Raw genomic sequence first — 20,195 nt, 5'->3', positions numbered from 1 at the left:
CTTGGTTCCGCCGGGGTGTTCAGACGCGTTCGACGATCGTGGCGATGCCCATGCCGCCGCCCACGCACAGCGTGGCCAGGCCGTAGCGCTTGTCCTGGCGCTCCAGTTCGTCGACGAGCGAGCCGAGGATCATCGCGCCGGTGGCGCCGAGGGGGTGGCCGAGGGCGATGGCGCCGCCGTTGACGTTGACCTTGTCCAGGGACAGGCCCATGTCCTTCACGAAGCGCAGCACGACCGCCGCGAAGGCTTCGTTGATCTCGACGAGGTCGATGTCGTCGATGGTCAGGCCGGCCTTGGCGAGGGCCTTGCGGGTGGCGGGCGCGGGGCCGGTGAGCATGATGGTGGGCTCGGAGCCGGAGACGGCGACGGAGACGATCCGCGCGCGCGGGGTGAGCCCGTACCGCTCCCCGACCTCCTTGGAGCCGATCGCGACCAGCGAGGCGCCGTCGACGATGCCGGAGGAGTTGCCCGCGTGGTGGACGTGGTCGATCTTCTCCACCCAGTGGTACTTCTGCAGCGCCACGGCGTCGAAGCCGCCCAGGTCGCCGATGTCGGCGAAGGAGGGCTTGAGCTTCGCGAGGGAGTCGGCGGTGGTGCCGGGACGCAGGTGCTCGTCGTGGTCGAGGACGACGAGGCCGTTGCGGTCCTTCACCGGCACGACCGAGCGGTCGAAGCGGCCCTCCTTCCAGGCCGTGGCCGCCCGCTCCTGGGACAGGGCCGCGTACTCGTCGACGTCGCGCCGGGAGAAGCCCTCGATGGTGGCGATGAGATCGGCGCCGATGCCCTGCGGCACGAAGTTCACGGCGAGGTTGGTCATCGGGTCGTTGAACCAGGCACCGCCGTCGGAGGCCATCGGCACCCGGGACATCGACTCCACCCCGCCCGCGAGGACGAGGTCCTCCCAGCCGGAACGGACCTTCATGGCGGCCAGGTTGACGGCCTCCAGGCCCGACGCACAGAAGCGGTTCTCCTGCACGCCCGCCACCGTGTCCGGCAGTCCGGCGGCGATCGCGGCGATCCGCGCGATGTCGGAGCCCTGGTCGCCGACGGGGCCGACGACGCCGAGGACGATGTCGTCGATCGCGGCCGGGTCGAGGGTCGGGAAGCGGTCGCGCAGTTCGTGGATGAGGCCGACGACGAGGTCGATGGGCTTGGTTCCGTGCAGGGCGCCGTTCGCCTTGCCGCGCCCGCGCGGGGTGCGGATCGCGTCGTACACGTACGCTTCGGTGCTCACTGGTAAGCCTTTCGGGAGGGTGGGCCGAGCGGGTCAGTCGCCCTGGTGCGGGAGGTCTGTCGCGAGCCGGGGTATGTCCCAGTCGCGCGCGACGTCCGCCGTGCCGGCGCCGGGTCGCGCGGGACCGCTGCGGACGGTGGTGGGGGTCGCGGAGAAGCGGGGGGCGGGGGCGGGCTGGGTGATGCCGCCGTGGTCGGTGAAGGTGCCGCGGGCGGCGAGGTGCGGGTGGTGCGGGGCCTCGCGCAGCGACAACACGGGCGCCACGCACGCGTCGGATCCCTCGAAGACGGCCGTCCACTCGTCCCTGGTACGGGACTTGAACCGGGCGGCGACCGCCTCGCGCAGTTCTTCCCAGCGGGTCGGGTCCTTGCGGGCGTCGGCGAAGTCCTCGATGCCGAGGAGGCGCACGAACGCGTCGTAGAACTGCGGCTCCAGGGCGCCGACGGCCATGTACTTCCCGTCGGCGGTCTCGTAGGTGCCGTAGTACGGGCAGCCGCCGTCGAGGAGGTTGGCGGCGCGGCGGTCCTGCCAGCCGCCGGCGGCGAGCATGCCGTGGATCATCGCGGAGAGGTGGGCGGCGCCGTCGACGATGGCGGCGTCGACGACCTGGCCGGTGCCCGTCACCCGCGCGTGGTGGAGGGCGGCGAGGACGCCGACGACGAGGTAGAGGGAACCGCCCGCGTAGTCGCCGAGGAGGTTGGCGGGGACGGACGGGGGCGTGCCGGGGGCGCCGATCATGCCGAGGGTGCCGGTGAGGGCGATGTAGGCGACGTCGTGGCCGGCGCGGTGGGCGAGCGGGCCGTCCTGGCCCCAGCCGGTCATCCGGCCGTAGACCAGACGGGGGTTGCGGGCGTGGCAGGCCTCGGGGCCGACGCCGAGGCGCTCGGCGACGCCGGGGCGGTAGCCCTCGATCAGCACGTCGGCGCGGGCGACGAGGTCGAGCACGCGCGCGGGGCCGTCCGGTGACTTGAGGTCGACGATCACCGAGCGCTTGTTGCGGTTGGTGACGTCGTGGTCCGGGGCGATGGCGAGGGAGGAGCCGCCGGGGCGGTCCACGCGGACGACGTCGGCGCCGAGGTCGGCGAGGAGCATGGCGGCGAAGGGGCCGGGCCCGATGCCGGCGAGTTCGACGACGCGCACACCGGCGAGCGGGCCGTGCCCCGCCGTGGCAACCGTGCCTGCCGTTGTCATCCAGCCCCCTTGCTGTGACACAACCGATGTAACACCAGTGATGCTAGGAACGCGCTCCGAGGGTGACAAGAGAGGCGAGCAAGCGCTTGGCCAGTTTCTCCCGGAGGTCAGCGGGCGTCCAGCTCCGCTGTCAGCCGCTTGGGGGCGATCGTGCGGTAGCTCTCCTCCACCCAGTCGCACAGCAGCTCCGCCGCGGGGGCGTCCTGCCGCTCCAGCGGAACACTCACCCAGCCGGACCTGCCGAGGCCGTATCCGGCGGGTTCGGCGCCCGGGGAGGCGAGCGCGTGGGCATGGGCCGTCTCGTCCTTGAGCTTGACCGTGACGCCCAGGGGACAGCTGCCGTCGTCGACTCCGAGGAAGACGAACACCTTCTTGTTGACCTTCGCGACGGTCTCGCCCCACGGGAACTCCTCGGTCGCGCCCGGCAGGCCGAGCGCGAACTCGCGCACCTTCTCCCACTTTTTCAGGGCGTTCCTGGGTACGGCCACCTGCTGCCTCCGGGCTCGTCGTCGGGCTCCGCACTCCTCACGCTAGCCTCAGCCACCGACAGCGGCGCGGGCTGCACGACCAAGGGGTGTCATGAGCAGGCTGAAAAGGACGGACCGTCCGTACGACATCGTGCTCTTCGGAGCCACGGGCTTCGTCGGGGCGCTCACCGCGGAGTACCTCGCGGCCCACGCGCCCGAGGACCTGCGCTGGGCGATCGCCGGCCGCGACGAGATCAAGCTGCGGAGGTTGCGCGACCGGCTCCCCGGTGGCGCGGAGCCCGGCGTGCTGCCGGCGGACGTGTCGGACCCGGCCTCGCTGCGCGCTCTCGCCGAGCACGCGCGCGTGGTGGCGACGACGGTCGGCCCCTATGTGACGTACGGCGAGGAGCTGGTGGCCGCCTGCGCGGACGCCGGCACCGACTACGTCGATCTCACGGGTGAGCCGGAGTTCGTGGACCTGGTGTACGTCCGGCACGACACACGCGCGCGGGAGACAGGTGCCCGCCTGGTGCACGCGTGCGGGTTCGACTCGGTCCCGCACGACCTGGGTGCGTACTTCACCGTCCGGCAGCTGCCGGAGGGCGTGCCGCTGACCGTGGACGGCTTCGTGACCGCCGACGCCACGTTCTCGGGCGGCACGTTCGCCTCCGCGCTGAACCAGTTCGCGCGCGGCCGGCAGATGGTGGCCGCCGCGCGGGAGCGGCACCGGCACGAGCCGCGGCTGATGGGCCGCCGGGCCACCGCGCCGCTGGGCACGCCTCGGTTCGCCCCGGAGGTCGGTGCGTGGGCGCTGCCCCTGCCGACCATCGACCCGCAGATCGTGCGCCGGTCCGCGAAGGCACTGGAGCGCTACGGCCCCGACTTCCGCTACCGCCACTACGCGGCCGTACGGCGGCTGCCGGTCGCCGTGGGCGGTACGGCGGCCGTCGGCGCCCTGTTCGCGGCGGCCCAACTGCCGCCCGCCCGGCGCTGGCTGTCGGACCGGCTGAAGCCCGGGGAGGGGCCGAGTGCGCAAAAGCGGGCGCGGAGCTGGTTCTCCGTCCGCTTCGTGGGCGAGGGCGGCGGCCGGCGGGTCTGCACCGAGGTCTCGGGCGGCGACCCCGGCTACGACGAGACGGCGAAGATGTTCGCCGAGGCGGCGCTGGCCCTGGCCTGCGACGACCTCCCGGAGACGGCCGGCCAGGTCACGACGGCGGTGGCGATGGGCGACGCGCTCATCGAACGGCTGCGCGCGGCGGGCATCCGCTTCCGGGTGGCCGCGAGCCGCTGACGGGCCCTTCGGCCCGGCCTCAGATCGGCCACTGCACCAGCGTGTAGATCATCCCCACGATCCAGCCCAGTCCCGCCAGGACGGCGAGGACCAGCGCGGCGTTCACGGCGCGCTCGACGGGCCGGTCGGGGTCGGCGAGGGGCTTCGGGGCACGGTGTGTCGTCATGCGGGTCAGCCTGCCGGGCGGCCGCCGGGTCCCACATCCGTACAGGTACTCAGACGACGTACTCAGGGAAGTACTCAGGCACGTACTCGACGGGGCCGGCACCGGGCGCACGGAGCGGCTCGGGGTCCGTTCTCGAAGTCACCGTGGGCGAAGGGGCGTTGGCGCAGGACACGGCGGGTGAGCCGGGGCGCATCCTGCGTACCTGGGTGGGAACCTCCGGCACTGCGCGAGGGAGCCCGGCGACGGTCCGGCGGTCTTCGGCTCGGAGTACCGCGAGGTCGGTCAGTGGGGCGTCGTCGCGTCCTGAAGCGCCCCGCGGCACAGCGCGTCCGCCCTGCGCGTCGTCTCCGGCAGGCGGAACTCGGGGGTGAGGGCGAGGGTGTGGGCGCAGGCGTTGTCCAGGGTCACGCGGTGGCCGACGGACACGAAGACCGGCTTGACACCGGTCCGGGTCCGCAGGGCGCGGCCCACCTCGTCGCCGCCGGCCAGCAACGGCGTGGCGGATCCGCGCGGGGCGTCCGGGTCGTCGTACGTGAAGGTGAACGGGTTCTTGGCGACGCCGATCGTGGGCAGGCCGGTGAGGACCCCGAGGTGGCTGGCAAGGCCGAAGCGGCGGGGGTGGGCGAGGCCGTAGCCGTCGCAGACGACCAGGCCGGGCGGGCAGGGCAGGGCGTCCAGGGCGGCGAGCACGGTGGGGATCTCGCGGAAGGCGAGCAGACCGGGCACGTACGGGAAGGAGATCCGGCCGACGGCGGTCGCCTCGGCGACGACGTCGAGGCTCGCCGCGTCCAGGACGACGGCCGCGGCCGCGACGACGTCGAGTTCGTCGTCGTAGGCGACGTCGACCCCCGTCACCCGGCCCGCGCCGGGCGGGGGTCCGGGCTCGTCGAGCACGACTCTCGCCCGCAGTTCGTCCTGGACGGCGCGGGCCTCCTCCTCGGTCGCGGGCCAGCCCGCGGGAATGCGTACGGTCGTCATGGTGAGGACGAGCGTACGGCTCCCGGGGGCCGGCCCGCGATCTTGTTCCGGAGCGGCCGTGTCAGCTCTTGCCCAGGGCCCGCTGCAGCTGGCTCTTGTTCATGTCCGAACGGCCGTGGATGTTGCGGCGCTTGGCCTCCTCGTACAGCTGGTCGTACGTGGGCCCCTGTGAGCCCTTGCCGGACCGCTGCCCGCCCCGCTTGCCGGACGACATGTCCTGTGTCGACGTGCGGCTGGCGGTCTTCGACTCGCCGGACCGGGCGCGTTCCTTGTTCACCGTCCGGGCCGCGATCTCCTCCGCCCGCTCGGTGCTCTCCCCCCGGTCCTGCGCGCTCTTCTTGATGTGCTCGTACTGGCGCTCCCGCTTGGGGCTGGAACCGCGTGGCATGTGCGCTCACTCCTTTCGCCGTCGGGGAACGGGTACCCCGAAACGGCGCCGCTGAGCGGGCTCATCGCTCCAGCCGTGCGACCCGCCCCTGTTCACCGGCGGCCCAGCACCCGAGGTCGGGGGTGCAGTCGACGGTGTCGTACGAGCCGGTGTCGACCGTGCGCCAGGTGCGGCCGGCGTCGGTGGTCAGGTCGGTGCCGGTGGGGCCGACCGCGAGGGCGGCGGTGCGGCTGTGCGGCAGCCAGGCGACGCCGGAGCGGTAGCCGGGCGGGGGCGTGGCGCTGGGCCGCCAGCTGCGGCCCGCGTCGCCGGTCGTGGCGGCGGCCTGCGAAGAGGGCTGGTCGGGGCGGTAGTCGCCGCCGACGGCGAGGCCGTGGGCGCGGTCGCGGAAGGCGAGGGCGAACACCCCGCGCGCGGGATCGCCCGCCGGGATCGGGGCGTCGGTGGCCGTCCAGGTCAGTCCGCGGTCGGCGGAGTGCAGCACGCGCGCGCGGGCGGCGCCGCCGGTGGCCAGCCAGACGTCGCGGGAGCCGGCGGAGACCAGACACTGGCCACTGGCGGCGAAGCCGGCCTCGCCCTCCAGGGCGGGCGGCATGCCCTCGTTCGGCAGGACCTTCCAGGAGCGGCCGCCGTCACTGGTCGACAGGATGCGGAACTTCCCGTCCACGGGGTCGCTCATGGCGAGGCCGTGGCGGCGGTCGAAGAAGGTGAGGCAGTCGTAGAAGGCCCGGGCGTCGGTGTTGCGGAAGGACTCCGTCCAGGTCGCGCCGCCGTCGTCGGTGCGGTACACGCGGGAGGCCTCGCCCTCGCCGATGGCGAGCACCACGGCGCGCCGCGCGTCGAAGGCCTCGATGTCCCGGAACTGCAGCTCGGTGGCGCCCGGGGGTGAGACGTTGCGCCAGGTCGTCCCGCCGTCGGTGGTGCGCAGGACGGTGCCCTGGCTGCCCGCCACCCAGGCGGTGTCCCGGTCGACCGCCGCCAGGCCGCGGAAACGGACGGAGGGGGTGCCGGTGTCCTTCGACGCCCACGTTCCGCCGTGCGTCCGCGTCCCCTCGGGGCCGTGCGCCTGTGCCTGGGCGGGTGCGGCGGTCAGGACGGCCAGTGCCGCCGCGCAGGCCGCTGTGGCGGCCGCCGTCCGCCCTGCGCGTCGTGCCCGTGCCGTTCGTACCGTGCGTCGCGTGTTCCCCAAGCGCCTCATGGCGGGCGAAGCTAGCCGACCGCTACGGTGCCGTCCAGAGGACCCTGACGGCCTCAACCGCCCTACGGGGCACGGGAAGAGAGGTGAGTCACTCCCGTGCATGAAGGCGGTGACCGAGGTCACTCGGATCTGGTGTGCACGGATCGGCCGGTTCCGGCGTCTCTTCCAGTGTCCGGCCCCACCCGCCCGGAAGTTCGTCCCGCCGTCACAAGGGAGCAAGGCGTTGTCCATCGTCATCGAGCAGCCCGTTGAGGCCCGCCTGGTCGCCGCCGCGCCTCGGATGCCGAGCATCCCCGCCACGCTGCACTACGACCGGCGCGATCCCTTCGCCGTCCGCATGACCTTCCCGGCCCCGGCCACCCTGGAGGGCGTGGAGGTCTGCTGGACCTTCGCCCGCGACCTGCTCGCCGCGGGTCTGCACGACGCCGAGGGACACGGCGACGTCCGCGTCCGCCCCTACGGCTACGACCGCACGGTGCTGGAGTTCCACGCCCCCGAGGGCACCGCGATCGTGCACGTCCACTCGGAGGAGATCCGGCGCTTCCTGCGGGCCACGAGCGAACTGGTGCCCACCGGCCTGGAGCACCTCCAGTTCGACCTCGACCACGACCTGGCGGAGCTGATGCGGGACGCCTGACCCGGGGCCGATTTAATCCGTTGACAGCCCTCCGACCCTCTCTTACGGTGTAGAACGCTTCTGTTGCCGCCGATTGGAGAAGGACGTTGCTCGTCTGAGGTCTGAGACACCGCACCACACCTGTCAGGTGTGCGTGCCGCGTGCGACCTCGGCGTTCGAGCCGTCCTTGCGGAGCAGGGCTTCTCCCCCGGGTTCTCCCTCCGGAGTCTTCCGGGTTCCCGCTCCCCCGCTCCCGCGGTGGTCGCCGCCTTCCGGTGTCTCGATACGCGTTGCCCCTGACCGCACACGCAACCGCGAGGCCCGCTTGTCCATTTCGATCACCTGTTCCTCCCTTTCCTTCGCCTGGCCGGACGGCACCCCTGTCTTCGAGGGGCTCGACGTCGCCTTCGGCCCCGGCCGCACCGGACTCGTCGGCGTCAACGGCTCCGGCAAGTCGACCCTGCTGAAGCTGATCGCCGGCCGACTGGCCCCCGCCGACGGCGTCGTACGCGTCGCGGGCGAGGTCGGCCACCTCCCGCAGAACGTCACGCTCGACACCTCCCTCCGGGTCGACGAGGCCCTCGGCATCGCCGCGCGGCGGGCCGCCCTGCACGCGATCGAGGCCGGTGACGTGTCCGAGGAGCACTTCGAGACGGTCGGCGACGACTGGGACGTCGAGGAGCGCGCCCTCGCCACCCTCGGCGAACTCGGGCTCGGCCACATCGACCTGGACCGCACCGTCGGCGAGGTGTCGGGCGGCGAGTCGGTGCTGCTGCGCCTGGCCGCGCTGCTGCTGCGCCGGCCGGACGTCCTGCTGCTCGACGAACCCACCAACAACCTCGACCTGTACGCCCGTCGGCGGCTCTACGCGGCCGTCGCCTCCTGGCCGGGCGTGATGGTCGTCGTCAGCCACGACCGCGAACTCCTGGAGCTGGTCGACCAGATCGCCGACCTGCGCGCCGGTGAGGTCACCTGGTACGGCGGCAACTTCTCCGCCTACGAGGAGGCACTCGCCACCGAACAGCAGGCCGCCGAGCGCATGGTGCGCGTCGCGGAGGCCGACCTGCGCAAGCAGAAACGCGAACTGGCCGACGCTCAGGTCAAGTTGGCCCGTCGCAAGCGGTACGGGCAGAAGATGTGGGACCAGAAACGCGAGCCGAAGATCGTCATGGGGGCGCGCAAGCGGGCGGCGCAGGAGTCCGCGGGCAAGCACCGCATCATGCACGAGGAGAAGCTCGCCGAGGCCAAGGAGCGGCTCGACGAGGCGGTGGAGGCCGTACGGGACGACGACGAGATCCGTGTCGACCTGCCGTACACGGCTGTACCGCCGGGCCGTGACGTCCTCACCCTCCAGGATCTGGAACTCGCCTACGGCGCGCGCGTGATGGGCGGTTTCGATCTGCGCGGGCCCGAGCGGGTCGCACTGGTCGGGCGCAACGGCGCGGGCAAGACGACGTTGCTGCGCACGATCGCCGGGGAGCTGGCGCCGGTGGCGGGCGAGGCACGCGCGCACGTGCCGCTGCGTTTCCTGCCGCAGCGGCTGGACGTCCTCGACGGCGAGCTGACGGTCGCCGAGAACGTGGCACGGTTCGCGCCGGCCGCCACCAACAACCGGATCCGCGCCCGTCTGGCCCGCTTCCTGTTCCGCGGCGCCCGCGCGGACCAGAAGGCGGCGACGCTGTCCGGCGGGGAGCGGTTCCGGGCGGCCCTGGCGGCGCTGATGCTGGCCGAGCCGGCGCCCCAGCTGCTGATGCTGGACGAGCCGACGAACAACCTCGACATGGCGAGCGTGCGCCAGCTCACCACGGCCCTGGAGTCCTACGAGGGGGCACTGATCGTGGCCAGCCACGACCTGCCGTTCCTGGAGTCGATCGGCATCACCCGCTGGCTGCTGCTGGACGGGCAGCTGCGGGAGACGTCGGCGGAGGAGGTGACGGATCCGGCGTAGGGCGGTGTCCGCCGCGTGTCTCGGGGCCGAGTGTCTCAGGAGTGGCACAGCCTGACGGCCGGGGTTTTGTCCTCGTCGAGCGGCGCTGCATGATGGCTGATCGGCGCCTGTCAGGGGCGCCGATCAGCCACCGCCGATTCGGAGACCTGGACGTGCCCAGCAAGAAGGCCCTCATCCGCCGCCCCAGCCCGCGCCTCGCCGAAGGTCTGGTGACGCACCTCGAGCGGGAGAAGGTCGACGTGGGGCTCGCCGAGGAGCAGTGGGAGGCGTACGTCGAGGCGTTGCGGACCCACGGCTGGGAGACCGTCGAGGTCGACCCGGCCGACGACTGCCCGGACTCCGTGTTCGTCGAGGACACGGTCGTGATGTACCGGAACGTCGCCCTGATCGCGCGGTCCGGCGCCGAGTCCCGGCGTGCGGAGACCGCCGGCGTCGAGGAGGCCGTGGCGCGCCTGGGCTGCTCGGTGAACTGGATCTGGGAGCCGGGCACACTGGACGGCGGCGACGTGCTGAAGATCGGTGACACGATCTACGTCGGCCGGGGCGGCCGGACCAACGCGGCCGGCGTCCAGCAGGTGCGGGAGGCCTTCGAACCGCTGGGGGCGCGGGTGGTGCCCGTACCGGTGAGCAAGGTGCTGCACCTGAAGTCGGCGGTCACCGCGCTGCCCGACGGCACGGTGATCGGTCACATCCCGAAGGTGGACCGCCCGTCGCTGTTCCCGCGTTTCCTGTCGGTGCCCGAGGAGGCCGGCGCCCACGTGGTGCTGCTGGACGGCCCCAAGGTGCTGATGGCGGCGAGCGCGCCGAAGACGGCGGACCTGCTCGCCGACCTCGGGTACGAGCCCGTCGTGGTCGACATCAGCGAGTTCGAGAAGCTCGAGGGCTGTGTGACATGCCTCTCGGTGCGCCTGCGGGAGTTGTACGCCTGAACGGACGAGCCGACCGCCATCGCAGCCCCGGGACCTGCGGATCCCGGGGCTGTTCCGCATGCCCGGACGCCACCTGGAGAGCCACCGCCACGCGGGCTGATCAGCGAGCTTTACGCCAACCTTAACCTACGGTTTCGTAACCTACGGATTCGTAGCCTACGATCCCGTAAGTTCCGGCACCGCCCGCCGGATGTTTTCCGCTGTGCCTCACGTCCCCTGGAGTATCCGTGACGATCACTTCCCCTCACCTCGGCAGCCCCTCCGTCTGGACCGACGCCCGGCTGCTGTACGCCTTGGAGGAAGTGGTCGAGAAGGAGCTGAACCGGCATCTGCAGGTCGCCAAGGACTGGATGCCGCACGAGTACGTGCCGTGGAGCGACGCGCGCAACTTCCCCGGCTTCTTCGAGGACGGCGAGGCCTGGGACAAGGAGCAGTCCAAGGTCACCGAGATCGGCCGGATCGCCCTCGTCGTGAACCTGCTGACCGAGGACAACCTCCCCAGCTACCACCACGAGATCGCCACGCTCTTCGGCCGGGACGGCGCCTGGGGCACCTGGGTGCACCGCTGGACCGCGGAGGAGGGCCGGCACGGCATCGTCATGCGTGACTACCTGCTCGCCTCGCGCGCGGTGGACCCGGACAAGCTGGAGCAGTTCCGCATGTCCCACATGAGCGAGGGCTTCGAGTCGGACAACCGGCACTCGATGCTGCACTCGGTCGCCTATGTCGCCTTCCAGGAGCTGGCGACCCGCATCTCGCACCGCAACACCGGCCACCAGTCGGGCGATCCGGTCTGCGACCGCATGCTGGCGCGCATCGCGACCGACGAGAACCTGCACATGGTCTTCTACCGCAACCTGCTCAAGGCGGCCTTCGAGATCGCGCCCGACCTCACCATGCAGGCCGTGCGGGACGTCGTGGTGAACTTCCGGATGCCCGGCCACGGCATCCCCGGTTTCGAGCGCGCCGCGGCGCAGATGGCGATCGGCGAGGTCTACAACCTGCGCATCCATCACGACGACGTCCTCCAGCCCGTGCTGCGCTTCCTGAAGGTCCTGGAGATCGACGGCCTCGGCCCCGAGGGGCTGAAGGCGCAGGAGGAACTCGGCCTGTTCATGGGCGGCCTGGACGCGGAGGCCCTGAAGTTCGACGAGAAGCTGGCGGCGCGCAAGGCGCGGATGGCGGCGCGGGCCGGCGGCTGACCGCCCCGCATCACCGGCCCCACGGCTCGCACAGGGAACCGATTTCCCCGTGCGGGCCGTCCACGACCTGCGGCATCATGCGGCCATGCACTACAGCCACACGGTCGAGCAGGCACTCGGATTCCTCCTCGGTCTGACCGACGAGGAGAGCGCCGGGCGGATCAGGGAGCGCATCGGCCTGCCCGCCTTCGCACCCGAGACCGCCCAGTCGCGGCAGCGTCGGCTGAACCGAGTGTGGACGTGGCGGTCGGACGTCCCGTCCTCCCTCATGCTGTGGATCCTCCAGGAGGACAATCCGGAGCTGAACGCCGTGGTGTGGCGCTACATCGGCCTCGACGCCGGTCTGCGGCGGGCCCTCGCCCGCGGAATACCGTTCGGCCCCGGCCGCACGAAGCCCGTCCGGGTGGACCCCCGACTGCCGGGCGAGGAGCCCGAGATCCCCGAGAGCTACGTCCACCACGGCCTCGTCGGCGCCCTGCGTAAGGCGACCGGCATGGCCGCCGGTCGGGCGGCCGCGTCCATGGTCCTCACCCCGGCCGACTGGCGGACGGTCGCCGAGGCGGACACCGAGCGCGCGCTGCCCGGCTACGCGCGCTGGGCGCTGTCCGTGCGCCCGGACTGCCCGCCCGCCCTGCGCGCCCAGTTCGGCTCGCACCCCAAGTTCACCCACCGGGTGCGACAGGCGGGCGTGCTCGACGGTCCCGCCGAGTACGCGACGGACCACGGTCCCGCCGTACGCGTCCTGGAGGTGCTGGCCATGGGTGGCGTGATGTTCCCGGCGCGGATCGGTGCGGCCGAGGACGCCCTCCGGCCGCTCGTCCAGGACCACTTGGGCGACCGGGAGGAGGCCTGGGCGGTGCTGGCCCAGCTGATCGGCACCTTCCACGGCACCGCCCCGGAGTTGGTGGTGACCGCGGGCGCCATCGCCTGAAGCCCGCTGGTGCGGCACCACCCGGACGGACGTATCGTGACAAAGGCGGCATGAACGGTGGTGCCGTCGAGCCGACCCACCCCATTCCGTTCTCTCTTCAACAGTCCATCTCTGGACGTTCGGCCGGCGGTCGCCGGTGGATCGCGGCGCCGGCCTCTGCAGGAAGGCCTAGAGGACATGACACGCGATCAGCACACCTCCGTGTCCAACCAGCCCGAGGAACAGGTCGCCCTGGCCGCGGAACAGGCGCTCTTCCAGCCTCCGTCGGAGGGCGTCGAGGGCACGGCGGCGCAGGCGGGCTCCAACGGCCTGGAACAGGTCGAGGGCTATGTGCGTCCGGAGTACGACAGGATGTCGACCGAGCTGTGGACCCCGCCGACCGCGGAACTGCCCGACATCGGCGTGGCGTCGTTCGGGCCGCCCCGGCCGGCGGCCGAGACCGTTCACGGACCGGACGACAGAGTCCAGATCACGAACACGGCGGACTACCCGTGGCGCGTGCACGCGTCCCTGCTCATCACCGCGGCGAACGGCGACCGGTACATCGGGACCGCCTGGTTCATCGGGCCGCACACCCTCGTGACCGCCGGCCACGTGGTGTTCATCAACCACCCCGGTCACCCCGACCACGGCTGGGTCCAGAGCATCCAGGTCATGCCCGGCCGCAACGGCCCGTCACTGCCCTTCGGCTCCGTCACCAGCACCAACTTCCGCTCGGTGCGCGGCTGGACCGTCTCGGGCGACGAGAACTACGACTACGGCGCGATCATCATCCCCACGGAACTGGGCGCCACCACCGGATGGTTCGGGTTCGGGGCCTGGCCGGACGCCGATCTGCTCAAGACCACCGGCAACATCTCCGGCTACCCGGGCGACAAGCCTCCCGGCACCCAGTGGTACGACGCGCGCGGCATCAGTTCGGTGAACCCGCTGAAGGTGTACTACGACATCGACACCGCCGGCGGGCAGAGCGGCAGCGCCGTGTACCGCGTCATCAACGGCAGCCGCTACGGCATCGCCGTGCACGCCTACGGCGGGGCGACCGTCAACTCCGGGACGAGGATCACCCAGCCCGTCTATGACAATCTGGTCGCCTGGAAGGCCTGAGGTGCCCCACAGCGATCGTTCCACCCACCTGATCACCGGAATCGTGGAGGACGCGACGGGCAGGCCCGTCCCGGACGCCAGCGTGTATCTCACCGCCGGGCCGGAGCCCTACCCCGACATCGCCGCACTCTCCGCGGCCGACGGCAGCTTCACCCTCTCCGTGCGCGGCGCGGGCGCCTACACCGTCCAGTGCCGCACACCGGACGACAGGATCGGCGAGGCCACCGTCACCGCCGGCGGCGACAGTCCGGCACGGGTGCGACTGCGGGTGTGAGGACGGCGACAGGGCCCCGGTGAACGCCGGGGCCCTGTCGGTGTGCAACGTCCTCGGGACGGGCGGGGCGGCTGGATTCGAACCAGCGTGTTCTGGTTTTGGAGACCGGTGCGCCTGCCTCTGCGCTACGACCCCGCCCTGCGGTCAGCGTAATGCCTTGGCCCGTTGTCAGTGGGGCCTGGTACCAATGAGGCACTGGGGGAAAGCACGGCACGGGGGGCTCGGCATGGGGTACGGGGAGCAGGGGCGACGGCGTCCGCCGGTGGTGGACCTCGCCGACCGCAGGGCGCTGGAGGCGTACCGTCCGGCGGATGCGGCGGTCGTGGAGGAGGCGCGGCAGCTGAAGGAGGCCGCGCTGCTGGACTTCGGGCTGACGGAGTCGGCGGTGGCGTCCTGGCTGTACGCCAAGTGCCACCACCAGATCGCCACGACGGCGGTGGACACGGCGGCCGTGGTCGCCTCCGGCGACGGCACCTGCCTGCTGCTGTACAACCCGGACTTCTTCGTCGGACTGGGCCTGTCGGGCGTGAAGTTCGTCCTGTTCCACGAGGCCCGTCACCTCGTGCACCGGCATCTGCTCGCCGACCCGGAGCTGCGCGACGACCCGGTGTTCACGCTGGCCACCGAGGTCGCCGTCAACCATGTGGCGCTGGTCCGGCTCGGCCGCGCGCACCTGCCTCTGCTGGACGGCCGGCCCACGGGTGTCGACCCGCGGCAGGTGTACGACGCCTATGTCGAGGACCTGGCGACGCACGGACTGGAGCCGGTGTCGTACGAGGTGTTCACCGAGACGGACATGCGGGTGTACGGCGAGCTGAAGCGGATGCGCCACCCGCCGGTGCCCGACGAGCGGCTGTGCGTGCACCTGGTGGCGGGCGCGGTCCCCGCCGACCAGCAGACGATCGACACGGTGACGTCCTCGGCGCTGCTCAACTCCCTGCTGGCGGCCCGGCGCGGGCACGCCGGCGCGGAGCGGGAACTGCTCGACCTGATGGGCCGTACGGAGGAGGGCTCGGCGCGGGCCACCCGGCTCTGGGGCACCCTGGGCGCCGGCGCGCTGCGCGGCGAGACGACGCGCACCCGGACGGTCGACTGGTGGCAGCGCTGGCTGGTCGACGTGCTCGGCTCGAAACTGCGCGACGGCGAGCGGCTGGTGTACCCGAAGAAGCGCGGCGCGCTCCTCGCGGCCCTCGGCCAGGACCCGATGCTGGCGCGGCGCGGCCCGGTCCGCGACAAGGTACTCGTGATCGCGTACGACACCTCGGGGTCGATGCCGGACCATGTGATCCGCTGGCTCACCGAGCTGGTCGGCCGGATCGACGGCGTGGAGGCGCACTGGCTGTCCTTCGACGCCGTGGTGATGCCGTTCAAGCCGGGCGAGCGAAGCGAGATGGGGGTCCCCCCGGACGGAGTCTGGGGGAGCGTCTACGGCGGTGGCGGCACGAGCTTCCAGGCCGTCGCGGACCACGTGGAGGGGCGCACGGAGGTGAACGGCCGCGTGTTCGACGTGCGTCCGGACGCGGTCGTCGTCCTCACCGACGGGTACGCGCCGCCGATCACGCCCGCCGAGCCGGAGAAATGGATCTGGCTGATCACCGAGGGCGGCAACGAGTGGCCCGAGACGCACACACCGGCGATGGCCTGCCATCGCGTCACGACAGGTTCGCGGTAGATGGCCCCAAAGACACGCCAGATGAACAACCCGACCGCCCAGCAGGAGCGCACCGAGGTCTCCCGTCTGGAGACCTTCATCGACGCGATGATCGACCTGGGGCAGACCGGGCAGGTCTTCGGCGAGCACGGCATCGGCAAGACGGCGACGTTCTTCTCGTACGTCGCGCGGTCCCGCCCGGACACCACGCTGGTGTACGTGCCGGCGGCGAACCTGACACCGGACGACCTGCTCGTCAACGCGCCGGTCAGGGACCCGGAGTCCGGTGAACTGGTGCTGCGGCAGCTGGTGATGAGCCAGCTGAAGCCCGGCCGGCCGTTCGTGCTGCTCATCGACGACTCGCTGCAGGCCGGGGACACCATCCAGTCGCAGCTGATGCAGATCGCCTGCAACTGGACGCTCGGCGAGCACGATCTGCGCGCCCTGGGCTGCGTCGGCGTCTTCCTCACGGACAACGAGTCGCTCGCGGAGACGTCGGCGCGGCGCGGGGACCTCGCGCTGCTGGACCGCATGGTGACGATGCGGATCACCGCGAACGACACGTCCTGGCGGCGGCACCTCGCGGCCAAGTACCGCCCGTGGGACCTGCGTCCGGTGTTCTCCCTGTGGGCGTCGCTCGCCCCGGCGCTGCGCGAGCTGCTGTCCCCGCGCACGCTCGACCATGTCCTGGCCAACGCCCGCGAGGGCTTCCCGCTGCGCTGGGGCCTGCCCCTGGTCGACGGGGAGCGGCTGCGGCTGGCCGAGCCCGGCCCGGACGGCAGGCCCGGGCAGAACCGCACGGCCGAGATCCTCGACCGCATCGCCCAGGCCCTCGGTGTTCCCAACCCGGCCACGATTCCCGACCCGGTACGGCAGGTGGTGCGGGCGGCGCTGCGCAACCGCTGGACGGTGCTGCTGCAGGGTCCGCCCGGGTGCGGCAAGACGGAGCTGGTGCGGGAGACGGTGCGGGAGGGACTGGGCCGCGACGCCCTGTACTTCTCGCTGCCGGTGACCAACGTCGAGGATCTGTGCGCGCCGGTGCCGTCGCCGGACGGCACGCTGGACAACCTCCTCGCCGTGAAGTTCACCGGGCCGGAGCCCAAGGCGATCGTGTGGGACGAGTACAACCGGCCCAAGGACAAGGCCGCCTTCGCCAAGCTGATGGAGATCACCCAGGAGTGGTCCCTGGCGGGACGGCGGATCGAGAACCTGCGGGCGCAGATAGCCGTGCAGAACCCGCCGTACCACCTGGGCCGCAAGCTCCTGGTGTCCCGGAACAACATCGCGCAGGCCACGCGGTTCACGGCCTCGCTGGAGGTGGCGCCGGAGGACATCCCCGCCAACGAGTGGCTGATCGCGCGGTACGGAGCGGACGCCGAGACGGTGCTGGAGTGGTGGAAGCACGACATCGACGAGGAGGGCCGCGCCTGGATCACCAAGCGCACCCTGGAGCGGCTGATCAAGCTGCACCGGCGTGGGCTGCCGCTGGAGATGGCGACGGTCTACCTCGGCGACGGCGAGTACGCGCCCGTGCCGCTGTCCGCGCTGATCGACCGGCTCCGGGGGCGCCCGGTGACGGGCCTGCGCGAGCTCGCCCGGGACGCGGACGTGTGGGAGGCCCGGCTGCGCCGCGCCGCCGAGCGGTCCGACGAGGGCGGCAACGACAGCGACGTGGTCCACCAGATCCTCGCCAACGCGGAGTTGTCCCAGCTGAAGAAGCACCGCGCGGTGGTGACCCGCTTGGTGGCCCATCTGCCGGCGAAGCTGCGGGCGACGTATCTGGTGGGGGCGTCGGAGCAGCAGCAGAAGTACTGGATGGGGGTGTTCACGGGGATGCGGCGCTGAGCCGACGGGGCGTGGGCGCGGGGTGGCTCACTCCTCGGGCGGGGCCGTGCGGTGCACGCTGCGTACGGCAGCCACGTCGGGGGGCACGGTCGGGGCCGGGATGTGGGCGCTGAGGGCCGACAGCCGGCGTTTGACGCTGGCGGCGACGCCCTGGCCGAGGACGAAGCGGGTGGGGGTGGTGGCGCGGGGCGCGTGGTCGAGGAGGCGGTGGGCCTCGCGGCTGCGCAGACCGGTGTGGCGCAGGACGAGGTGATGGAGGCGGTGCTCGCCGGCTGCCAGGGCCTGCCCGATGGTCTCGGCGGCCGCCAGGTCGAGCCGGTTGTCCGTCGCGCCGAGCACCGCGGCCGCCCGGACCCGGCCGAGGTCGAGCAGGGTGACGCCGGCCGCGGTGGCCGCGCCGACCAGCCGGGCCGCGGCGCCGGGTCCGATGCCGTTGCTGGCGACCGACAGGCGGGTGAGCCGTCCGTACGGTGCCCGTTCGAGCGCGGCGGCGAGGCGAAGGGCGCCCGCGTCACCCAACCGGGCGGCGGAGACGTACAGTTCGTCGATCGCTCCGGCGGCGATCACCGCGGCCAGCGCCTCCGCGCCCGCCTCGCCCAGCGCGTTGCCGCCGGCGAAGAGACGCTCGATGCGCCGCCCGTTGCCGGCGGCGGCCAGCAGGGCGTCGGCGAGGACGGCGACGCCGGCCGCGTCGAGGCCGGTCTGGACGAGGTCGAGGGTGCGCAACGTCCGGGCGGACTCGATGAGTTCGGCGGCCGCCCGGCCTCCTGCGCTGCCCAGCGGGTTGCGTTTGAGCCACACGCCGGTGACCACCTGCGGCGAGGCCCGCAGTTGGTCGGCGATCCGGCAGGCGCCGCCCGCGGTGATGCCGTTGCAGCCGAGGTAGAGCGTCTCCACCGGCGCGTCCGTGCCGGCCACGGCGGCCGCCCCCGCGTCGCCGAGGGCGTCCGTGCCGAGCAGCAGGTGTCGTACGGGCGAGGGGCCGTCGGCCAGGGCCTCGGCGACCAGAGCGGCGCCCTGCGCGCCCAGCCCCTGCTTGCACAGGTCGAGGCGTCCGTCGGGCAGCGCGGTGCCCGCCGCGAAGTCCAGCCGCTCCCCCGCCGGGCGGCCGGCCCGGAGCCAGTCGAGCAGGGGGGCGAGGTCGGCCAGGGGACGGGGGACGACGTGGGGCACGCCGGCGAAGCCGGGCGACTCGGCCTCGGTGTGCGGCTCGTGCCCGGTCTCCGGTTCGGGTTCCTCGGTCACCACTCCGCCTCCCGGTAGTCCTTCAGGAACACGCCCGACACGGGGTCGCCGGCCTCGCCGCGCACGATCGGGTCGTACACCCGGGCCGCGCCGTCGACGATGTCGAGCGGCGTGCGGAAGCCGGCGTCCGCCATGCGGGCCTTCTTGGGTGCCGGGTTCTCGTCGGTGATCCAGCCGGTGTCGACGGCGCACATGTGGACGCCCTGTTCGGCGAGTTCGGCGGCGCTGGTGCGGGTGAGCATGTTGAGGGCGGCCTTGGCCATGTTGGTGTGCGGGTGACCGGGCTGCTTGTTGCGCACCGCGAACCGGCCTTCGACGGCGGTGACGTTGACGACGTACCGGCGCGGATGCGGGGAGGCGAGCAGCAGCGGCAGCAGCCGGTCGCACAGCAGGGCGGGCGCGAGGGCGTTGACGAGCTGCGTCTCCAGGACCTCGGCCGGGTCGAGGGCGCCGAGCCGGGCCGACCAGGAGTTCTCCGGGGACGGGTCGGGCAGCAGCCCCGCCTCGTCGGCCTCGCGCAGGGCGGCGGGGAGGGCGGAGACGGAGCCCCCGAGACCCTCCAGCATCCGCATCGGCGTGAAGCCGGGCGCGCGGCGCGCCCCCTCGGGCAGTGCGTCGTACTCACCGGAGGCCAGCAGGGCGTACGAGTCGGGAGGCCGGCGTACCGTCTGGGCCGCGTTGTTGACGAGGATGTCGAGCGGCTCGCCCTCCTGACGCAGTTCCTCGCACAGGCCCAGTACCTGGCGGGGGTCCCGCAGGTCGACGGCGAGGACGGTCAGCCGGTCCAGCCATGCCCCGCTGCCCGGCGCGGCGCGGAAGCGGCGCACGGTGTCGTGGGGGAAGCGGGAGGTCACGAGGACCTCGGCGCCGTCCCGCAGCATCATCAGCGCCAGCTGGAAGCCGATCTTCACCCGGCCGCCGGTCAGCAGGACCCGGCGGCCGCTCAGGTCGGTGCTCAGGGCGCGCCGGGCGGTGTTGTCGGCGGCGCAGGGGGGACAGAGGCGGTGGTAGAAGGCATCGACCTGTCGATAGGGCGACTTGCAGACGTAGCAGGTGCGTGGCCGGCGGAAGACGCCCCCGCTGCCGGCGTCGGCCAGGGGCGCGTCCTCGCGCCGGTCCAGGGCGCCGGTCGCGGTCGCGGCCATGGCGGCGGCGTCGGCGGCCGAGGTCTCGGCGCCGCGTGTCCTGCGGCGCCGCAGCCGCCCGTCGCGTGCGAAGGACGCGGCGACCTGCTCGGCCCGCAGCCGTACGGGATCGTCGACGGGCAGGGCGCGCAGCTTGCCCACGACGTGGTGGAAGGCGGCCAGCTCCGCCTCGGAGACCGGCTCGACGCCCGGACCCGACGGCTGGGTGACCGCGTCCGCGCCCGTCGACCGAGTGACCGCCACGTCCGTGACCGCGCCCGCGCCCGTCGACCGGGTGACCGCCGCGTCCGTGACCACCGCGTCCGTGACCGGCCCGACGGCCGCCCCCGCGACCGCCCCGCTGCTCTCCTCGCCCATCCGTCCCCGCCCCGACCCGCCCCGTGCTCGCC

Annotated in this window: 19 protein-coding genes and 1 tRNA gene; 10 read left to right on the top strand and 10 right to left on the bottom strand. The window is 72.6% G+C overall.

Annotated elements, in window-relative coordinates; translation table 11 throughout:
- Positions 1-19 precede the first annotated feature (19 nt).
- The 3 genes from IE263_RS05865 to IE263_RS05855 form a co-directional block, all read right to left on the bottom strand.
- Positions 20-1,234: an acetyl-CoA C-acetyltransferase gene (locus IE263_RS05865; RefSeq protein WP_189932893.1), complete on the bottom strand. Its 1,215-nt coding sequence runs from the start codon at positions 1,232-1,234 to the stop codon at positions 20-22.
- A gap of 33 nt (positions 1,235-1,267) precedes the next feature.
- A complete protein-coding gene (locus tag IE263_RS05860) occupies positions 1,268-2,425 on the bottom strand; it encodes a CaiB/BaiF CoA transferase family protein (RefSeq protein ID WP_189932891.1) in 1,158 nt (385 codons plus the stop codon).
- A 107-nt stretch (positions 2,426-2,532) separates the two neighbouring features.
- Positions 2,533-2,913: an MmcQ/YjbR family DNA-binding protein gene (locus IE263_RS05855; RefSeq protein ID WP_189932889.1), complete on the bottom strand. Its 381-nt coding sequence runs from the start codon at positions 2,911-2,913 to the stop codon at positions 2,533-2,535.
- 91 nt (positions 2,914-3,004) lie between these two features.
- Here IE263_RS05855 and IE263_RS05850 point away from each other — a divergent pair, with 91 nt between their 5' ends.
- Positions 3,005-4,183, top strand: a complete 1,179-nt coding sequence (locus IE263_RS05850; protein WP_189932887.1) for a saccharopine dehydrogenase family protein — start codon at positions 3,005-3,007, stop codon at positions 4,181-4,183.
- Positions 4,184-4,202: 19 nt separating this feature from the next.
- Here the strand turns inward: IE263_RS05850 and mmpA are convergent, their stop codons facing one another.
- The 4 genes from mmpA to IE263_RS05830 form a co-directional block, all read right to left on the bottom strand.
- Positions 4,203-4,349, bottom strand: coding sequence for a morphogenic membrane protein MmpA (mmpA, locus tag IE263_RS05845; RefSeq protein ID WP_189932885.1), 147 nt, complete (start codon positions 4,347-4,349; stop codon positions 4,203-4,205).
- Between the two features lie 282 nt (positions 4,350-4,631).
- Positions 4,632-5,327 carry an endonuclease V gene (locus tag IE263_RS05840; RefSeq protein WP_189932883.1) on the bottom strand — a complete coding sequence of 232 codons (696 nt, stop codon included), beginning with the start codon at positions 5,325-5,327 and terminating at the stop codon, positions 4,632-4,634.
- Between the two features lie 61 nt (positions 5,328-5,388).
- Positions 5,389-5,715, bottom strand: a complete 327-nt coding sequence (locus IE263_RS05835; RefSeq protein ID WP_189932881.1) for a plasmid stabilization protein — start codon at positions 5,713-5,715, stop codon at positions 5,389-5,391.
- A gap of 61 nt (positions 5,716-5,776) precedes the next feature.
- Positions 5,777-6,913 carry a WD40/YVTN/BNR-like repeat-containing protein gene (locus IE263_RS05830; protein WP_229910807.1) on the bottom strand — a complete coding sequence of 379 codons (1,137 nt, stop codon included), beginning with the start codon at positions 6,911-6,913 and terminating at the stop codon, positions 5,777-5,779.
- 223 nt (positions 6,914-7,136) lie between these two features.
- Here IE263_RS05830 and ssgD point away from each other — a divergent pair, with 223 nt between their 5' ends.
- The 7 genes from ssgD (at position 7,137) to IE263_RS05795 (ending at position 13,920) form a co-directional block, all read left to right on the top strand.
- Positions 7,137-7,550: a spore wall synthesis regulator SsgD gene (ssgD, locus tag IE263_RS05825; protein WP_189932879.1), complete on the top strand. Its 414-nt coding sequence runs from the start codon at positions 7,137-7,139 to the stop codon at positions 7,548-7,550.
- Between the two features lie 304 nt (positions 7,551-7,854).
- On the top strand, positions 7,855-9,477 hold the full coding sequence (locus IE263_RS05820; RefSeq protein WP_189932877.1) for an ABC-F family ATP-binding cassette domain-containing protein: 1,623 nt from the start codon (positions 7,855-7,857) through the stop codon (positions 9,475-9,477).
- Positions 9,478-9,629: 152 nt separating this feature from the next.
- A complete protein-coding gene (gene ddaH / locus IE263_RS05815) occupies positions 9,630-10,406 on the top strand; it encodes a dimethylargininase (protein ID WP_189932875.1) in 777 nt (258 codons plus the stop codon).
- A 227-nt stretch (positions 10,407-10,633) separates the two neighbouring features.
- A complete protein-coding gene (locus IE263_RS05810) occupies positions 10,634-11,608 on the top strand; it encodes an acyl-ACP desaturase (RefSeq protein WP_189932872.1) in 975 nt (324 codons plus the stop codon).
- 85 nt (positions 11,609-11,693) lie between these two features.
- A complete protein-coding gene (locus IE263_RS05805) occupies positions 11,694-12,539 on the top strand; it encodes a hypothetical protein (protein WP_189932870.1) in 846 nt (281 codons plus the stop codon).
- Between the two features lie 177 nt (positions 12,540-12,716).
- Entirely contained in the window at positions 12,717-13,646 is a 930-nt protein-coding gene (locus IE263_RS05800) for a trypsin-like serine peptidase (protein WP_189932868.1), read from the top strand.
- Position 13,647: 1 nt separating this feature from the next.
- Positions 13,648-13,920 (top strand): carboxypeptidase-like regulatory domain-containing protein, encoded by a 273-nt coding sequence (locus IE263_RS05795; RefSeq protein ID WP_189932866.1) that lies wholly within the window; start codon positions 13,648-13,650, stop codon positions 13,918-13,920.
- A gap of 61 nt (positions 13,921-13,981) precedes the next feature.
- Here IE263_RS05795 and IE263_RS05790 read toward each other — a convergent pair.
- Positions 13,982-14,057: transfer RNA gene (locus IE263_RS05790), tRNA-Trp, on the bottom strand.
- An 89-nt stretch (positions 14,058-14,146) separates the two neighbouring features.
- Here IE263_RS05790 and IE263_RS05785 point away from each other — a divergent pair.
- Together IE263_RS05785 and IE263_RS05780 are read left to right on the top strand one after the other, a co-directional pair.
- Positions 14,147-15,592, top strand: coding sequence for a DUF2201 family putative metallopeptidase (locus tag IE263_RS05785; RefSeq protein ID WP_189932864.1), 1,446 nt, complete (start codon positions 14,147-14,149; stop codon positions 15,590-15,592).
- Between the two features lie 21 nt (positions 15,593-15,613).
- Positions 15,614-17,416, top strand: a complete 1,803-nt coding sequence (locus tag IE263_RS05780; RefSeq protein WP_229910806.1) for a MoxR family ATPase — start codon at positions 15,614-15,616, stop codon at positions 17,414-17,416.
- A 27-nt stretch (positions 17,417-17,443) separates the two neighbouring features.
- Here IE263_RS05780 and IE263_RS05775 read toward each other — a convergent pair whose 3' ends face one another.
- Both IE263_RS05775 and IE263_RS05770 read right to left on the bottom strand, forming a co-directional pair.
- Positions 17,444-18,661, bottom strand: a complete 1,218-nt coding sequence (locus IE263_RS05775) for a leucine-rich repeat domain-containing protein (RefSeq protein ID WP_229910805.1) — start codon at positions 18,659-18,661, stop codon at positions 17,444-17,446.
- On the bottom strand, positions 18,658-20,163 hold the full coding sequence (locus tag IE263_RS05770) for an SDR family oxidoreductase (protein WP_229910804.1): 1,506 nt from the start codon (positions 20,161-20,163) through the stop codon (positions 18,658-18,660). Before IE263_RS05770 ends, IE263_RS05775 begins: the two co-directional genes overlap by 4 nt.
- Positions 20,164-20,195 lie beyond the last annotated feature (32 nt).

This window comes from Streptomyces aurantiogriseus, from assembly GCF_014649375.1.
Classification (GTDB): domain Bacteria; phylum Actinomycetota; class Actinomycetes; order Streptomycetales; family Streptomycetaceae; genus Streptomyces; species Streptomyces aurantiogriseus.
This window is presented reverse-complemented; position numbering and strand designations above follow the sequence as displayed.